The 17,055-nt window shown below is 60.1% G+C and carries 14 protein-coding genes; 12 read left to right on the forward strand and 2 right to left on the reverse strand.

Features of this window, described 5'->3' with window-relative positions; genetic code table 11:
- Positions 1 to 125: 125 nt before the first annotated feature.
- The 4 genes from prpC (at position 126) to prpD (ending at position 6,961) form a co-directional block, all read left to right on the forward strand.
- A complete protein-coding gene (gene prpC, locus AB4N73_RS03860) occupies positions 126 to 1,253 on the forward strand; it encodes a bifunctional 2-methylcitrate synthase/citrate synthase (RefSeq protein WP_122750984.1) in 1,128 nt (375 codons plus the stop codon).
- A 198-nt stretch (positions 1,254 to 1,451) separates the two neighbouring features.
- Complete coding sequence (gene acnD, locus AB4N73_RS03865) at positions 1,452 to 4,046, forward strand: Fe/S-dependent 2-methylisocitrate dehydratase AcnD (protein ID WP_016773823.1); 2,595 nt, start codon at positions 1,452 to 1,454, stop codon at positions 4,044 to 4,046.
- Between the two features lie 53 nt (positions 4,047 to 4,099).
- Positions 4,100 to 5,290 carry a 2-methylaconitate cis-trans isomerase PrpF gene (prpF, locus tag AB4N73_RS03870; protein ID WP_460142932.1) on the forward strand — a complete coding sequence of 397 codons (1,191 nt, stop codon included), beginning with the start codon at positions 4,100 to 4,102 and terminating at the stop codon, positions 5,288 to 5,290.
- 186 nt (positions 5,291 to 5,476) lie between these two features.
- Complete coding sequence (prpD, locus tag AB4N73_RS03875) at positions 5,477 to 6,961, forward strand: 2-methylcitrate dehydratase (protein ID WP_460142933.1); 1,485 nt, start codon at positions 5,477 to 5,479, stop codon at positions 6,959 to 6,961.
- A 111-nt stretch (positions 6,962 to 7,072) separates the two neighbouring features.
- On the opposite strand, the gene ppsR is transcribed toward prpD, so the two are convergent.
- Positions 7,073 to 7,891, reverse strand: a complete 819-nt coding sequence (gene ppsR / locus AB4N73_RS03880) for a posphoenolpyruvate synthetase regulatory kinase/phosphorylase PpsR (RefSeq protein ID WP_016773826.1) — start codon at positions 7,889 to 7,891, stop codon at positions 7,073 to 7,075.
- Positions 7,892 to 8,065: 174 nt separating this feature from the next.
- Here ppsR and ppsA point away from each other — a divergent pair, with 174 nt between their 5' ends.
- The 8 genes from ppsA (at position 8,066) to AB4N73_RS03920 (ending at position 16,204) form a co-directional block, all read left to right on the forward strand.
- Complete coding sequence (gene ppsA / locus AB4N73_RS03885; RefSeq protein ID WP_039762994.1) at positions 8,066 to 10,435, forward strand: phosphoenolpyruvate synthase; 2,370 nt, start codon at positions 8,066 to 8,068, stop codon at positions 10,433 to 10,435.
- 98 nt (positions 10,436 to 10,533) lie between these two features.
- Complete coding sequence (locus AB4N73_RS03890) at positions 10,534 to 11,523, forward strand: alpha/beta fold hydrolase (protein WP_252879746.1); 990 nt, start codon at positions 10,534 to 10,536, stop codon at positions 11,521 to 11,523.
- A 210-nt stretch (positions 11,524 to 11,733) separates the two neighbouring features.
- A complete protein-coding gene (gene rraA / locus AB4N73_RS03895; RefSeq protein ID WP_039762996.1) occupies positions 11,734 to 12,225 on the forward strand; it encodes a ribonuclease E activity regulator RraA in 492 nt (163 codons plus the stop codon).
- 21 nt (positions 12,226 to 12,246) lie between these two features.
- Positions 12,247 to 13,242 (forward strand): zinc transporter ZntB, encoded by a 996-nt coding sequence (locus AB4N73_RS03900; protein WP_016773830.1) that lies wholly within the window; start codon positions 12,247 to 12,249, stop codon positions 13,240 to 13,242.
- A gap of 63 nt (positions 13,243 to 13,305) precedes the next feature.
- Complete coding sequence (locus AB4N73_RS03905) at positions 13,306 to 13,554, forward strand: hypothetical protein (RefSeq protein WP_003223293.1); 249 nt, start codon at positions 13,306 to 13,308, stop codon at positions 13,552 to 13,554.
- A 2-nt stretch (positions 13,555 to 13,556) separates the two neighbouring features.
- The gene (locus tag AB4N73_RS03910; protein ID WP_016773831.1) at positions 13,557 to 14,381 is read left to right on the forward strand and encodes a mechanosensitive ion channel family protein; all 825 of its coding nucleotides are present in this window, start codon (positions 13,557 to 13,559) and stop codon (positions 14,379 to 14,381) included.
- Between the two features lie 90 nt (positions 14,382 to 14,471).
- A complete protein-coding gene (sigX, locus tag AB4N73_RS03915; protein ID WP_016773832.1) occupies positions 14,472 to 15,062 on the forward strand; it encodes an RNA polymerase sigma factor SigX in 591 nt (196 codons plus the stop codon).
- Between the two features lie 107 nt (positions 15,063 to 15,169).
- The gene (locus tag AB4N73_RS03920; protein ID WP_039762998.1) at positions 15,170 to 16,204 is read left to right on the forward strand and encodes an OmpA family protein; all 1,035 of its coding nucleotides are present in this window, start codon (positions 15,170 to 15,172) and stop codon (positions 16,202 to 16,204) included.
- An 88-nt stretch (positions 16,205 to 16,292) separates the two neighbouring features.
- Here AB4N73_RS03920 and cobA read toward each other — a convergent pair whose 3' ends face one another.
- On the reverse strand, positions 16,293 to 17,045 hold the full coding sequence (cobA, locus tag AB4N73_RS03925) for a uroporphyrinogen-III C-methyltransferase (protein ID WP_460142934.1): 753 nt from the start codon (positions 17,043 to 17,045) through the stop codon (positions 16,293 to 16,295).
- Positions 17,046 to 17,055: the final 10 nt, after the last annotated feature.

The raw sequence follows: 17,055 nt of genomic DNA on the forward strand, positions 1-17,055 counted from the left end.
GGAGCGAGCCTGCTCGCGAAGACGGACTGACATCCAACATTGATGTCGACTGATCCAGCGCTTTCGCGAGCAGGCTCGCTCCCACAAGTTTTCCCCATACAAATTCAAGAAGATTGGAGAACACAATGGCCGAAGCAAAAGTACTCAGTGGCGCCGGGCTCCGTGGCCAGGTAGCCGGGCAAACCGCACTGTCCACCGTGGGCCAGGCCGGAGCCGGGCTGACCTATCGCGGCTACGACGTGCGTGAACTGGCCGCCGACGCGCAATTTGAAGAAGTCGCGTATCTGCTGCTGTACGGCGAACTGCCGACCAAAGCGCAACTGGCCGACTATCAAAGCAAACTGAGCAAGCTGCGCGACCTGCCGCAGGCGCTTAAAGAAGTGCTTGAACGCATTCCCGCCGACGCGCATCCGATGGACGTCATGCGCACCGGTTGCTCATTCCTCGGCAACATCGAACCGGAGAAGGACTTCGCCGAACAGCGCGACAAGACCGACCGCCTGCTCGCCGCTTTCCCGGCGATCATGTGCTACTGGTATCGCTTCAGCCACGACGGCAAGCGCATCGACTGCGTCAGCGACGAGCCGACCATTGGCGGCCACTTCCTGCATTTGCTGCACGGCAAGAAACCGAGCGAACTGCACGTCAAAGTCATGAACGTGTCGCTGATCCTCTACGCCGAACACGAATTCAATGCCTCAACCTTCACCGCGCGAGTTTGCGCCTCGACCCTTTCCGATCTGTACTCGTGCGTGACGGCGGCGATCGGCTCGCTGCGTGGCCCGTTGCACGGCGGCGCCAACGAAGCGGCGATGGAAATGATCGAGCGCTTCTCGTCGCCGGAAGAGGCGATTAAAGGCACCCTCGGCATGCTCGAGCGCAAGGACAAGATCATGGGCTTCGGCCACGCGATCTATAAGGACAGCGACCCGCGCAACGAGGTGATCAAGGGCTGGTCGAAAAAACTCGCGGACGAGGTCGGCGACAAGGTGCTGTTCCCGGTTTCCGAGGCCATCGACAAGACCATGTGGGAGCAGAAGAAACTGTTCCCGAATGCCGACTTCTATCACGCCTCGGCTTACCACTTCATGGGCATCCCGACCAAGCTGTTCACGCCGATCTTCGTCTGCTCGCGCCTGACCGGCTGGGCCGCGCACGTGTTCGAACAACGCGCCAACAACCGCATCATCCGCCCAAGCGCCGAGTACACCGGCGTCGAACAGCGCAAGTTCGTGCCAATCGAACGTCGCTGAAATGGTGGGCTGACCCGGAACCAGAGAACACCGCTAGACCCTGTGGGAGCGAGCCTGCTCGCGAAGACGGACTGACATTCAACATTGATGTCGACTGATATACCGCTTTCGCGAGCAGGCTCGCTCCCATAGTGGACGGTGTGTAACTCAGGTTTCTGGCCCACCCTTTGCAATCACCGTGACCCGAGTCCTGACCCGATGAACACAGAATTCCGCAAGAACCTGCCCGGCACGCCGCTGGATTACTTCGACACCCGCGCGGCGGTCGAGGCGATTGCGCCCGGCAGCTACGACACCCTGCCGTACACCTCCCGCGTGCTGGCGGAAAACCTTGTGCGTCGCTGCGACCCGGCCACGCTCACCGACTCGCTCAAGCAACTGATCGAACGCAAGCGCGACCTCGATTTCCCGTGGTTCCCGGCGCGGGTGGTCTGCCATGACATCCTCGGCCAGACCGCGCTGGTCGACCTCGCCGGTCTGCGTGACGCCATCGCTTTGCAGGGCGGTGACCCGGCGCAGGTCAACCCGGTGGTGCCGACGCAACTGATCGTCGACCACTCGCTGGCCGTCGAGGCGGGCGGTTTCGATGCCCAGGCCTTCGAGAAGAACCGCGCCATCGAAGACCGCCGCAACGAAGACCGTTTCCACTTCATCAACTGGACCAAAAAGGCCTTCAAGAACGTCGACGTGATCCCGCCGGGCAACGGCATCATGCACCAGATCAACCTGGAGAAAATGTCGCCGGTGATTCAGGTGCGCGAAGGCGTGGCGTTCCCCGACACTTGCGTCGGCACCGACAGCCACACGCCGCACGTCGATGCGCTGGGTGTGATTGCCATCGGCGTCGGCGGCCTCGAAGCCGAGAGCGTGATGCTCGGCCGTGCGTCGTGGATGCGTCTGCCGGAAAGCGTTGGCGTCGAACTGACCGGCAAGTTGCAACCGGGCATCACCGCCACCGACATGGTCCTGGCCCTGACCGAATACCTGCGCAAACAGAAAGTCGTTGGTGCCTGGCTGGAGTTCTTCGGTGAAGGTGCAGCAGCGCTGACCCTCGGCGACCGCGCGACCATTTCCAACATGGCCCCGGAATACGGCGCCACGGCGGCGATGTTCTACATCGACCAGCAGACCATCGATTACCTGAAACTGACCGGCCGTGAAGACCAGCAGGTTCAATTGGTCGAGCAGTACGCCAAACTCACCGGCCTGTGGGCTGACAGCCTCAAAGGTGCGCAATACGAGCGCGGCCTGACCTTCGATTTGTCCTCGGTGGTGCGCAACATGGCCGGCCCGAGCAACCCGCACGCCCGCGTCGCGGTGTCCGATCTGGCGGCCAAAGGCATCTCCGGCCAGTGGGATGACGTGCCGGGGCAAATGCCCGACGGCGCGGTGATCATCGCCGCGATCACCAGTTGCACCAACACCAGCAACCCGCGCAACGTCATCGCCGCCGGCCTGTTGGCGCGCAATGCCAACAAGCTCGGCCTGACGCGCAAGCCATGGGTCAAATCCTCGCTGGCGCCGGGCTCGAAAACCGTGGCGCTGTACCTCGATGAAGCGGGGCTGACCACTGAACTTGAACAGCTCGGCTTCGGCGTCGTCGCGTTTGCCTGCACCACTTGCAATGGCATGTCCGGCGCGCTCGATCCGCTGATCCAGCAAGAGATCATCGACCGCGATCTGTACGCAACCGCCGTGCTTTCCGGCAACCGCAACTTCGACGGCCGCATTCACCCGTACGCCAAACAGGCATTCCTTGCTTCGCCGCCGCTGGTGGTTGCCTACGCGATCGCCGGGACCATCCGTTTCGATATCGAGAAGGATGTGCTGGGCGTGGTCGATGGCCGGGAAATCCGCCTCAAGGACATCTGGCCGAGCGACGAAGAAATCGATGCGGTGGTGAAGTCGTCGGTCAAGCCCGAGCAGTTCCGTCAGGTCTACATTCCGATGTTCGCCGTGCATGAAGACACCGGGCCGAAAGTCGCGCCGCTGTACGACTGGCGCGAGATGAGCACCTACATCCGCCGTCCGCCGTACTGGGAAGGCGCACTGGCCGGCGCCCGTCCGTTGAAGGGCATGCGCCCGCTGGCGGTGCTGCCGGACAACATCACCACTGATCACCTGTCGCCATCGAACGCGATCATGCTCGACAGCGCCGCCGGCGAATACCTGGCGAAAATGGGCCTGCCGGAAGAGGACTTCAACTCCTACGCCACCCACCGTGGCGACCACCTGACCGCACAGCGCGCGACGTTCGCCAATCCGAAGCTGTTCAACGAAATGGTCGTGGAAAACGGCAAGGTCAAGCAGGGTTCGCTGGCGCGTGTCGAGCCGGAAGGCCAGGTCATGCGCATGTGGGAAGCCATCGAAACCTACATGCAGCGCAAGCAGCCGCTGATCATCATTGCCGGTGCCGACTACGGTCAGGGTTCGTCCCGCGACTGGGCGGCTAAAGGCGTGCGCCTGGCCGGTGTCGAGGCGATTGCCGCTGAAGGTTTCGAGCGCATTCACCGCACCAACCTGGTGGGCATGGGCGTGTTGCCGCTGGAATTCAAACCTGGCACCAACCGCCACACCCTGGCCATCGATGGCAGCGAAACCTACGACGTGATCGGCGAGCGCAAGCCGCGTGCGGATCTTACGCTGGTGATCAATCGCAAGAATGGCGAGCGTGTCGAAGTGCCGGTGACCTGCCGTCTCGATACCGCTGAAGAAGTGTCGATCTACGAGGCCGGCGGCGTGTTGCAGCGCTTCGCGCAGGACTTCCTCGAAGGCTCGGCGGTCGCCGTTTAAATCAACTTGTGGGCATGGGATTTTCAAGTCCCATGCCTTCGGTAAGGAGCACCATGGCTCACGCACCACAAATAAAAATCCCTGCGACTTACATGCGCGGCGGCACCAGCAAAGGCGTGTTCTTCAGCCTGACCGATCTGCCCGAAGCCGCGCAGGTTCCTGGCCCGGCACGCGATGCGCTGCTGCTGCGGGTTATCGGCAGTCCCGACCCGTACGACAAGCAAATCGACGGCATGGGCGGCGCAACGTCGAGCACCAGCAAAACCGTGATCCTGTCGAAAAGCACCCGCGCCGATCACGACGTCGATTACCTGTTCGGCCAAGTGTCGATCGACAAGCCGTTCGTCGACTGGAGCGGCAACTGCGGCAACCTTTCGGCGGCGGTCGGTTCGTTCGCCATCAGCAACGGTCTGGTCGACGTCAGCCGCATTCCGCACAACGGCGTGGCGGTGGTGCGCGTGTGGCAGGCCAACATCGGCAAGACCATCATTGCCCACGTCCCGATCACCAACGGCGAAGTGCAGGAAACCGGTGATTTCGAACTCGACGGCGTGACCTTTCCGGCGGCGGAAGTGCAGGTTGAATTCATGGATCCGGCGGCGGAAGAAGAGGGCGGCGGTGGCTCGATGTTCCCCACCGGCAATCTGGTCGACGAGCTGGAAGTGCCGGGTGTCGGCACGTTCAAGGCGACGATGATCAACGCCGGGATCCCGACGATTTTCGTCAACGCCGAAGACATCGGTTACACCGGCACCGAACTCCAGGGCGCGATCAACGGCGATCCAAAAGCGCTGCTGATGTTCGAGACGATTCGTGCTTACGGTGCGTTGCGCATGGGCCTGATCGCCAATCTGGAAGAAGCCGCCAAGCGTCAGCACACGCCGAAGGTCGCATTCGTCGCCAAGCCTGCGGATTACGTAGCGTCGAGTGGAAAAGCGATTGCCGCTGGTGATGTGGACCTGCTGGTGCGCGCGTTGTCGATGGGCAAGCTGCACCACGCCATGATGGGCACGGCGGCAGTGGCGATCGGCACGGCGGCAGCGATTTCCGGCACGTTGGTGAATCTCGCTGCGGGAGGCATTGAACGCAACGCGGTGCGTTTCGGCCATCCGTCGGGGACTTTGCGCGTGGGCGCTGAAGCGACGCTGGAGAATGGCGAGTGGGTGGTGAAGAAAGCCATCATGAGCCGCAGTGCGCGCGTTCTCATGGAAGGTTACGTCCGCGTGCCCGGAGATTCCTTTTAAGCGACAGCAATATCCTTGTGGGAGCGAGCCTGCTCGCGAAAGCGATGCATCAGACATGCAAAGGTTGACTGACACTCAGCCTTCGCGAGCAGGCTCGCTCCCACAGTGGATTGCATTTCAATCATAAGAAATCGTTAGCCCTGAACCGAGGTCCCATCAACGAACCACTTTACGAGTGAATCGAACATGAGCGCCAACGTCGACCTGAACAACCGTCCCGATTACGACGCAGTCCTGCAGGACATCGCCGACTACGTCCTCACCTTCAAGCCCGAATCCGCCGAAGCGCTGAACACCGCGCGCAACTGCCTGATCGACACGCTGGGCTGCGGTCTGCTGGCTCTGCGTTTTCCCGAATGCACGAAACATCTCGGCCCGATCGTCGAAGGCACGGTTGTACCGTTCGGCGCACGAGTGCCGGGCACCAGTTATCGCCTCGATCCGGTCAAGGCCGCGTGGGACATCGGCTGTATCGTCCGCTGGCTCGATTACAATGACACCTGGCTTGCCGCCGAATGGGGACATCCATCGGACAACCTCGGCGCCATCCTCGCCGTTGCTGATCACCTGTCGCAGAAACGCGTCGCCCACGGTGAGGCGCCGCTGACGGTTCGTGATGTGCTGGAAGCGATGATCATGGCCCACGAGATTCAAGGCGTGATCGCTCTGGAAAACTCCTTCAACCGGGTTGGACTCGACCACGTCATTCTGGTGAAAGTCGCCTCGACCGCCGTCAGCGCCAGACTGATGGGTGCCAATCGCGAGCAGATGCTGTCGGCGCTGTCCCATGCCTTCGCCGACGGTCAGGCGCTGCGCACCTATCGCCACGCACCCAATGCCGGCTCGCGCAAATCCTGGGCGGCGGGGGATGCGGCGAGTCGCGGCGTGCGTCTGGCCGACATCGCCATGCGCGGTGAGATGGGCATTCCCGGCGTGTTGAGCGCGAAGCAGTGGGGCTTCTATGACGTTTCGTTCAGCCACACCAACAACGATCTGGCGCTGAAACCCGCGGACAAACGCGCTTTCAGCTTTTCCCGGCCGTTCGGCAGTTACGTGATGGAAAACGTGCTGTTCAAGATCAGTTTCCCCGCCGAATTCCATGCGCAGACGGCATGCGAGGCGGCGGTGACCCTGCATCCGCAGGTGCGCAATCGCCTGCACGAGATCGACCGCATTGTCATCACCACCCATGAATCGGCGATCCGCATAATTTCCAAGGTCGGCCCGCTGGCCAACGCAGCCGACCGCGACCACTGCCTGCAATATATGACCGCCGTGCCGCTGGCATTCGGCAATCTGGTGGCGGAGCACTACGAAGACGACTTCCACAAGGCGCATCCGATCATCGATGTGCTGCGCGAAAAAATGCTCATCGTTGAAGAACCGCGCTTCACCCGCGAATACCTTGAGCCCGACAAACGCTCGATTGCCAATGCCGTGCAGGTGTTTTTCAAGGACGGCAGCAGCACCGAGAACGTCGTGGTGGAGTACCCGATCGGCCATCGCCGCCGCCGCGCCGAAGGTATTCCGTTGCTGGAGGACAAGTTCAAGGCCAACCTGGCCACGCGGTTTGCCGGGCAGCGTTGCGCTGAGATATTTGCGCTCTGTGAGGATCAGGCGCGGCTGGAAGCCACAGCGGTGAATCGATTCATCGATCTGTTTGTGCTCTGACAGACCGCGTTATCGTTCTTCGCGGGCAAGCCCGCTCCCACAGTCGTTACGATGCAGGTCTACTGTGGGAGCGAGCCTGCTCGCGAAGGCGCCAGATCAGGCGACGCCGGACTACTTGAACCGCCGCTCAACCCCTTTCTCCACCAGAATCTTCGCCGAAATCTCTTCCACCGAGAAATGCGTGGAATTGATGTGCGGAATGTTCTCGCGGCGGAACAGGTTCTCTACTTCGCGCACTTCGAATTCGCACTGGGCGTAGCTCGAATAACGGCTGTTGGGCTTGCGCTCGTTGCGAATCGCAGTGAGGCGGTCCGGGTCGATAGTCAGGCCGAACAGCTTGTGCTGATGGGCGCGCAGGGCCGTCGGCAGGGTCAGGCGCTCCATGTCGTCTTCGGTCAGCGGATAGTTGGCCGCGCGGATGCCGAACTGCATGGCCATGTACAGACACGTCGGCGTTTTGCCGCATCGCGACACGCCCACTAGTATCAGATCGGCTTTGTCGTAATAGTGGGTGCGCGCGCCGTCATCGTTGTCGAGGGCGAAGTTCACCGCCTCGATGCGCTCCATGTAATTGGAGTTGTGCCCGATGGAATGGGACTTGCCGACGGTGTAGGAAGAGTGCTCGGTGAGCTCCTGTTCGAGCGGCGCGAGGAAGGTCGAGAAAATGTCGATCATGAAACCATTGGACGTTGCGAGAATCTCACGAATGTCCTGATTGACGATGGTGTCGAAGATGATCGGCCGAAAGCCGTCGGTTTCAGCGGCTTTGTTGATTTGTTGTACCATGGCCCGCGCTTTTTCCACGCTGTCGATGTAGGGCCGCGTGAATTTGCTGAAGGTAATGTTTTCGAACTGCGCCAACAGGCTTTGACCCAGGGTTTCGGCGGTAATGCCGGTGCCATCGGAGATGAAGAAAGCAGATCGTTTCATTTGCACCTTGGGCCTTAAGCTGATGAGCATTTCTGGATATGATAGGCGCGATTTGCCGGCCGCCATTGGCCCGCATTCTCACTTATTTTCCAGGTCCAGGCCATACAACCGGCCAAGGCTCCCCCGGGCCGCCGGTTTCTGAGCTTTTCCAACACAGTTAGTGGAGAGATCACCTTGGTAGAGTACGTAGTTTCCCTCGATAAGCTCGGCAAACACGATGTTGAGCATGTGGGGGGCAAGAACGCATCCCTGGGCGAGATGATCAGTAACCTGGCAGGCGCCGGTGTTTCGGTCCCCGGCGGCTTCGCCACGACGGCTCAGGCCTATCGTGACTTCCTCGAACTGAGCGGCCTGAACGAGCAGATCCACAAGGCCCTCGACGCGCTTGACGTCGACGACGTCAATGCCCTGGCCAAGACCGGCGCGCAGATCCGCCAATGGATCATGGACGCCGAATTCCCGGAAAAACTCAACACCGAGATCCGCACCGCGTTCGCCGCGCTGTCGGCGGGCAACCCTGACGTAGCCGTGGCCGTGCGTTCTTCTGCTACCGCCGAAGACCTGCCGGACGCCTCGTTCGCCGGTCAGCAGGAAACCTTCCTGAACATCCGTGGTGTGGAAAACGTAATCCGCGCCGCCAAAGAGGTGTTCGCTTCGCTGTTCAACGACCGTGCGATTTCCTACCGCGTGCACCAGGGCTTCGACCACAAACTGGTCGCCCTGTCGGCTGGCGTGCAGCGCATGGTGCGTTCGGAAACCGGCACCGCCGGCGTGATGTTCACCCTCGATACCGAATCGGGTTTCCGTGACGTGGTGTTCATCACCGGCGCTTACGGCCTGGGCGAAACCGTCGTACAAGGCGCGGTCAACCCGGATGAGTTCTACGTACACAAAGGCACACTGGAGGCCGGTCGTCCGGCGATCCTGCGTCGCAATCTGGGCAGCAAAGCCATCAAGATGATCTACGGCGACGAGGCCAAGGCCGGTCGTTCGGTCAAAACCGTCGATGTCGACAAGGCCGAACGCGCGCGTTTCTGCCTGACCGACGCCGAAGTCAGCGAGCTGGCCAAGCAGGCGATGATCATCGAGAAGCACTACGGCTGCCCGATGGACATCGAGTGGGCCAAGGACGGTGACGACGGCAAGCTGTACATCGTCCAGGCGCGTCCGGAAACCGTGAAAAGCCGCACCCAGGCCAACGTCATGGAACGTTACCTGCTGAAAGAAACCGGCACCGTGCTGGTGGAAGGCCGGGCGATCGGCCAGCGCATCGGCGCCGGCAAAGTACGCATCATCAAAGACGTCTCGGAAATGGACAAAGTCCAGCCGGGCGACGTGCTGGTTTCCGACATGACCGACCCGGACTGGGAACCGGTGATGAAGCGCGCCAGCGCCATTGTCACCAACCGGGGCGGGCGTACCTGCCACGCGGCGATCATCGCCCGTGAGCTGGGCATTCCGGCGGTGGTCGGTTGCGGCAACGCCACCCAGCTGCTGAAGGATGGCCAGGGCGTGACCGTGTCCTGCGCCGAAGGCGACACCGGCTACATCTTCGAAGGCGAACTGGGCTTCGACATCAAGAAGAACTCCGTCGACGCCATGCCGGAGCTGCCGTTCAAGATCATGATGAACGTCGGCAACCCGGACCGCGCCTTCGACTTCGCCCAATTGCCGAACGCCGGCGTCGGTCTGGCGCGTCTGGAATTCATCATCAACCGCATGATCGGCGTGCACCCGAAAGCGCTGTTGAACTACGACGGCCTGCCGCAGGAAATCAAGGACAGCGTCGACAAGCGTATTGCCGGTTACAGCGACCCGGTCGACTTCTACGTCGACAAACTGGTGGAAGGCATCAGCACCCTGGCTGCAGCGTTCACGCCGAAAAAAGTCATCGTGCGTCTGTCGGACTTCAAGTCCAACGAATACGCCAACCTGATCGGCGGCAAGCTCTACGAGCCGGAAGAAGAAAACCCGATGCTGGGCTTCCGTGGCGCTTCGCGTTACATCAGCGAATCGTTCCGCGACTGCTTCGAACTCGAATGCCGCGCGCTGAAACGCGTGCGCAACGAGATGGGCCTGACCAACGTGGAAATCATGGTGCCGTTCGTCCGTACTCTGGGCGAAGCCAGCCAGGTGGTCGATCTGCTCGCCGAGAACGGCTTGAAGCGTGGCGAGAACGGTCTACGCGTAATCATGATGTGCGAACTGCCATCCAACGCGATTCTGGCTGAGGAATTCCTCGAATTCTTCGACGGTTTCTCGATCGGCTCCAACGACCTGACCCAACTGACGCTGGGTCTGGACCGTGACTCGGGGATCATCGCGCACCTGTTCGACGAACGTAATCCAGCGGTCAAGAAGCTGTTGGCCAACGCCATTCAGGCCTGCAACAAGGCTGGCAAGTACATCGGCATCTGCGGTCAGGGTCCTTCGGACCACCCGGATCTGGCCAAGTGGCTGATGGAACAGGGCATCGAAAGCGTGTCGCTGAACCCGGACACCGTGCTGGAAACCTGGTTCTTCCTCGCCGAAGGTCAGGCTTGATCAGTATGTAATTGGCCCGCGCCCCATGTGGGAGCGGGCCTTGAGATTGAAGTAGGGCGGGCTCCAGCGGATGCCGCCCTTTTTTGTGCAAGAGCATTATGCAAAGCAGCAGCAACCTGTTTCCTGTCGCGCTGATCAGCGCCGAGCGGCGCGGCGATCTGAGCGAAGACGTCTATCGATTGAAACCCGGCAACAGCCCGGACTGGTCCGTGGAAATCGCCGTCACCCGTTTGGGCATGGCCGATGACACGGCGCCACGCGGCGTGCCGGTGATTCTGTTGCACGGCAGCTTTTCCAATCGGCGCTTCTGGTTTTCCCCCAAAGGCCTCGGTCTCGGCGCGTATCTGACCCGGCTTGGCTTCGACGTGTGGATTCCGGAAATGCGCGGTCACGGCCTGTCCCAGCGCAACGAAGACTATCGGCGCAACCGCGTGGCCGACTACGCCCGTTACGATCTGCCGGCGATTGCCGCGTTCGTGCGTGAGCAGAGCGGACAGATCCCGCACTGGATCGGCCATTCGCTCGGCGGCATCACCCTGGCGGCGGCGCTCGGTGGCGAATATCTCGGCGAACCGGCCGTGGCCTCGGCGGCGTTTTTCGGCACGCAGGTCAGCCGCACCTACTGGCCGTTGAAAATCCCACCGGTGGAGTGGGGCGGGCGCTTCATTCTCAAGCGGTTCGCGCAGCTGTCCGGCTCACGCCTCAAACGCGGTCCGGAAGACGAGCCGATCGGCCTGGCCATCGAAAGCATGCGCTGGTACGGCTTGTTCGGACGCTTCGGCGACAAGGACAAGGACTGGTGGGCCGGGCTTGCCGAGGTTCAGGTACCGGTGCTGGCGGTGACGGCAGCGGGCGATCATCAGGATCCGGCGTGGGCCTGCCGCAAGCTGTTCGAGCAGATCGGCTCAGAGTGCAAGCAGTTCATCAACCTGGGCCGCGAGCAGGGCTTCTCGGATAATTTCGGCCATGTCGAAATGCTGGTGAGCAAAGCAGCGCAGGCTGAAGTGTGGCCGCTGGTGGCGCGCTGGTTGAAGGATCAACAGACACCGTTGCTTGCGCAGCCAGCGAATCTGGCCGCCGCAGTGTGAGGGGCGTTCCGTTCAGCCTGGCTTGCGGCTAAGATATGACGCATTGTGCGGTTCTGGTCATATTTCGTGACTGTTTAGCTATTACGTTTCAGGGTTTGTTCAGGTTGCGTCAGCGACCATGGCATGGACTAAGGTAAACAGCGACCGCCGGAACTCGTCTCATCAGAATGCGGCATCCTTGATCGTCTTCCTTGTTACAGGAGTTTTTCGATGGAACATTACCTTACGCCTGATCTGTGCGACGCCTACCCGGAGCTGGTGCAGGTGCTGGAACCGATGTTCAGCAATTTCGGCGGCCGGGATTCCTTCGGCGGCGAAATCGTGACCATCAAATGCTTCGAAGACAATTCGCTGGTCAAGGAGCAGGCCGAACTCAACGGCAAAGGCAAAGTGCTGGTGGTTGATGGCGGCGGTTCGCTGCGCCGCGCCCTGCTGGGCGACATGATCGCCGCCAAGGCCGCGCAGAACGGCTGGGAAGGGCTGGTGATCTACGGTTGCATCCGTGACGTCGACGTCATTGCCCAGACCGATCTCGGCGTGCAGGCGCTGGCCAGTCACCCGATGAAAACCGACAAGCGCGGCATTGGCGACCTCAACGTCCCGGTGACTTTCGCCGGTGTGACTTTTCACCCGGGCCAGTACATTTATGCGGACAACAACGGCGTGATCGTTTCGCCGACTCCGCTGAAAATGCCTGAATAAGGTTTTCGACAAGGGATGCGGATGTTCGAGGAAGAAAACGCGCAATGGGGGCTGGTACATGCCCTGGTACTGGACGGCAAGGGCGGTGCGCGTTCGATAGCCCGGACTGAGCTCGACGATTTGCAGCTGCAGGCCCATGAAAGCCTGTGGCTGCACTGGGATCGCAGCCATCCGCAGACCCAAACCTGGCTGCGCAAATCCAGCGGGCTCAACGAATTCACCTGCGATCTGCTGCTGGAAGAGAACACCCGCCCGCGTCTGTTGCCATTGCCCGACTCCGAGCTGCTGCTGTTTCTGCGCGGGGTCAATCTCAACCCGGGCGCCGAGCCGGAAGACATGGTCTCGGTGCGGATTTTTGCCTCCGCTCAGCGCGTGATTTCCCTGCGCTTGCGTCCGTTGCGCGCTACAGATGAGTTGCTGGCGCTGCTGGGGGAGGGCAAAGGTCCGAAAACGTCTTCTGAATTGATGCTGTATCTGGCGCAGTTCCTCACCAATAAAGTGCAGGATCTGGTCACGTGCCTGTCGGAAGTGGTCGATGAAGAGGAAGAAAAACTCGACGCCGACGAACGGTATACGCCCGAGCACGGGGCCATTTTGCACATCCGCCGCAGAGCGGCCGGGCTGAAGCGTTTTCTCGCGCCACAGCGGGATATTTTTGGACAGCTGACGCGGATAAAATTGCCGTGGTTCGTCGAAGACGACGCCGACTACTGGAACGAATTGAACAACAGCCTGACCCGTTATCTGGAAGAGCTCGAATTGACTCGAGAGCGTGTGGGGCTTGTGCTGGAGGCCGAAGATCGGCGTTTGAGCGTGCACATGAATCGCACCATGTACCGCTTCGGCATCATTACCTGCATCTTTTTGCCGATGAGTTTCATCACCGGTCTGCTCGGGATAAATGTCGGCGGTATTCCGTTTGCCGAAAGCCCGTATGGTTTCCTGATTGCCTGCCTGACGGTACTCGCCCTGGCGTTCGGTCAGTGGTGGTTGTTCCGTCGATTGCGCTGGGTGTGAACATGGCGCATGTGACCCGAGTAAAACTGCCCGCGTCTTTCACAGACATCACGAGAGGTGCGTATGCACGATCCGTTTGAACAGTCTTTGCGCGACATGCTCAACGCTTCGCCGTCCAGCCGCGACGACGATGCGTGCCTGGGCCGCGTACTCAAAACCGCCAACCGCCAGGTCGGCGCCGGTGATCTGTTCAGCTTGCTGGGCCGCTGGCTGCCCGCGCTGATGATCGCCCTGAACAATGGCTCGGCGCATGTCTCGCCGGTTTCCCGTCTTCGTAAAACCACTGCTCGCACTGCTGATAAGGCTGATTGAATATGGAACTTGATCTCTGGACTCAGAGCCTCGTCACTGCAATGACTGCGTTGTGGACCAAAGTCGCTAATTTCATTCCGAACCTGTTCGGCGCACTGGTTGTGCTGCTGTTGGGTTTCGTCGTGGCCAAGCTGCTCGACACCTTGCTCTCCAAATTGCTCGCCAAACTCGGCCTTGATCGTCTGATGGGCGGCACCGGGCTGACCAAGCTGATGTCGCGCGCCGGGCTGCAAGTGCCGATCTCGACGCTGATCGGTAAAATTGTCTATTGGTTCGTTCTGCTGATTTTTCTGGTTTCTGCGGCAGAATCCCTTGGCCTCGAGCGAGTTTCAGCTACGCTGGACATGCTGGCGTTGTATCTGCCGAAAGTATTCGGCGCCGCGCTGGTGCTGCTGGTCGGTGTCCTGCTGGCGCAACTGGCCAACGGGCTGGTGCGCGGCGCAGCAGAAGGCGTAGGGCTGGACTACGCTTCCGGGTTGGGGCGGATCGCGCAGGGGCTGGTGATCATCATCAGCATCTCGGTGGCGATCAGCCAGCTCGAGGTCAAGACCGACCTGCTGAACCATGTAATTGTCATCGTTTTGATTACCGTTGGTCTGGCAGTTGCGCTGGCCATGGGTTTGGGAAGCCGGGAAATCGCCGGTCAGATTCTTGCGGGAATCTATGTGCGTGAGCTGTATGAGGTTGGGCAACAAGTGCGTGTTGGCGAGGTCGAAGGCCAGATCGAAGAGATCGGCACGGTTAAAACCACATTGCTGACCGATGAGGGTGAGCTAGTCTCTCTCTCCAATCGGATCCTGCTGGAACAGCATGTGAGTAGCCGCTAAACCGGCAAACCCTGCTAATGTATGCCGCCGCAAAATGCCAGCCGAGGCTGGTTGTGGCGGACATTGACCTGACTGTCGGCACGACTTGTTTTGAATAAAGCCCAACCGCTATCCACGCGCTACGACCCCCGCGAGCTCTCTGATGAGGAGTTGGTCGCGCGCTCGCATACCGAGCTGTTTCACGTAACGCGCGCCTACGAAGAGTTGATGCGGCGTTACCAGCGAACATTATTTAACGTCTGCGCGAGATATCTTGGGAACGATCGCGACGCAGACGATGTCTGTCAGGAAGTGATGCTGAAGGTGCTGTACGGCCTGAAGAACTTCGAGGGGAAATCGAAGTTCAAAACCTGGCTTTACAGCATCACTTACAACGAATGCATCACGCAGTATCGGAAGGAACGGCGTAAGCGTCGCTTGATGGACGCTCTCAGTCTGGACCCTCTTGAAGAAGCGTCTGAAGAAAAGGCGCCGAAGCCGGAGGAGAAGGGTGGGCTTGATCGCTGGCTGGTGTATGTGAATCCGATTGACCGCGAAATTCTGGTGCTACGATTTGTCGCAGAGCTGGAGTTTCAGGAGATCGCAGACATCATGCACATGGGTTTGAGTGCGACAAAAATGCGTTACAAACGCGCTCTAGATAAATTGCGTGAGAAATTTGCAGGCATTGCTGAAACTTAGTTCAGCGCAAATATCTCTTACGTGTAGGCAAGTTCTGATAGACTTGCCGCCGAGTTGTCCCCCGGTTTGCGGGACTGCTTCACAATCACCAGATGGGGATTTAACGGATGAAACTGAAAAACACCTTGGGCTTGGCCATTGGTTCTCTGATTGCCGCCACTTCGTTCGGCGCTCTGGCACAAGGCCAAGGCGCAGTTGAAATCGAAGGCTTCGCTAAGAAAGAACAATTCGACAGCGCTCGTAACTTCAAGAACAACGGCAACCTGTTCGGCGGTTCGATCGGTTACTTCCTGACCGACGACGTTGAACTGCGTCTGGGCTACGACGAAGTGCACAACGTACGTGCCGACGATGGCAAGAACGTCAAAGGCGCTAACACCGCTCTGGACGCTCTGTACCACTTCAACAACCCAGGCGACATGATTCGTCCATACGTTTCGGCCGGTTTCTCTGACCAGAGCATCGACCAGAACGGTTCGAACGGTCGTAACCGTTCCACCTTCGCCAACGTTGGCGGCGGTGCCAAGCTGTACTTCACCGAGAACTTCTACGCCCGTGCCGGCGTTGAAGCTCAGTACAACATCGACCAGGGCGACACCGAGTGGGCTCCTAGCGTCGGTATCGGTGTGAACTTCGGTGGCGGCTCCAAGCCAGCTGCTGCTCCAGTTCCAGCACCTGCTGAAGTCTGCTCCGACAGCGACAACGATGGCGTTTGCGACAACGTTGACAAGTGCCCGGACACCCCAGCCAACGTAACCGTTGACGCTGATGGCTGCCCAGCAGTTGCTGAAGTTGTTCGTGTTGAGCTGGACGTGAAATTCGACTTCGACAAGTCGGTAGTCAAGCCTAACAGCTACGGCGACATCAAAAACCTGGCTGACTTCATGAAGCAGTACCCATCCACCACCACTACTGTTGAAGGTCACACTGACTCCGTCGGTCCTGACGCTTACAACCAGAAACTGTCCGAGCGTCGTGCAAACGCCGTTAAGCAAGTTCTGACCAACCAGTACGGTGTTGAATCGTCCCGCGTTCAGTCTGTTGGCTACGGCGAATCCCGCCCAGTTGCTGACAACAAAACTGAAGCTGGCCGCGCTGTAAACCGTCGCGTAGAAGCGCAGGTTGAAGCTCAAGCTAAGTAATTAGCTGCCGCTGATGGAAAAGCCCGGCTCAGGCCGGGCTTTTCTTTGTCTGCGATTTGGCTTCGCCGCTTAAAAGCGCGTGCGCGCGTTACGCCGTGCAGGAGCTGCCGAAGGCTGCGATCTTTTGCTCTTGCACGACACCAGCCACCGCACCAATCACCAGAATCGCCGGACTTTTCAACTCAAACGTCGACGCATCCTCAGCCATCGCACTCAGGTCACTGCGACATTCACGCTGATGCGCCAAAGAAGCGTTTTCGATCATCGCCACCGGCGTATCCGCCGCCATTCCTCCCGCCAGCAGCTGATCACGAATCTCGCCCAGCTTGGCCACGCCCATGTAAACCACCAGCGTCGTCCCGCCTTGCGCCAGCGCCTGCCAGTTCAACTGGCTGTCATCCTGGGTGTGCGCAGTCACCAGCGTTACCCCGCGCGCGACGCCACGCAACGTCAGCGGAATATCGCACTGCGTCGCCCCGGCCAGCCCGGCGGTAATGCCATTGACCAATTCCACTTCAACCCCGCGCTCGCGCAACCACTGCGCTTCTTCGCCACCGCGGCCGAAAATGCACGGATCGCCGCCCTTCAGGCGCACTACGCATTTGCCTTGGCGTGCATAACGCAGCATCAGCCGATGAATGAATGCCTGCGGCGTCGAGCGGCAGCCGCCGCGTTTGCCGACGGGGATAACCCGCGCAGTCGGGCAGTGTTCCAGCACGGCGTCGTTGACCAGATCATCGATCATCACCACATCGGCCTCGCGCAACGCCCGCACCGCTTTGAGCGTCAACAACTCCGGATCGCCAGGGCCTGCGCCCACCAGCCAGACTTTCGCATTCATGGTGTTGTCC

It is taken from the genome of Pseudomonas sp. S3_B08 (assembly GCF_054667725.1).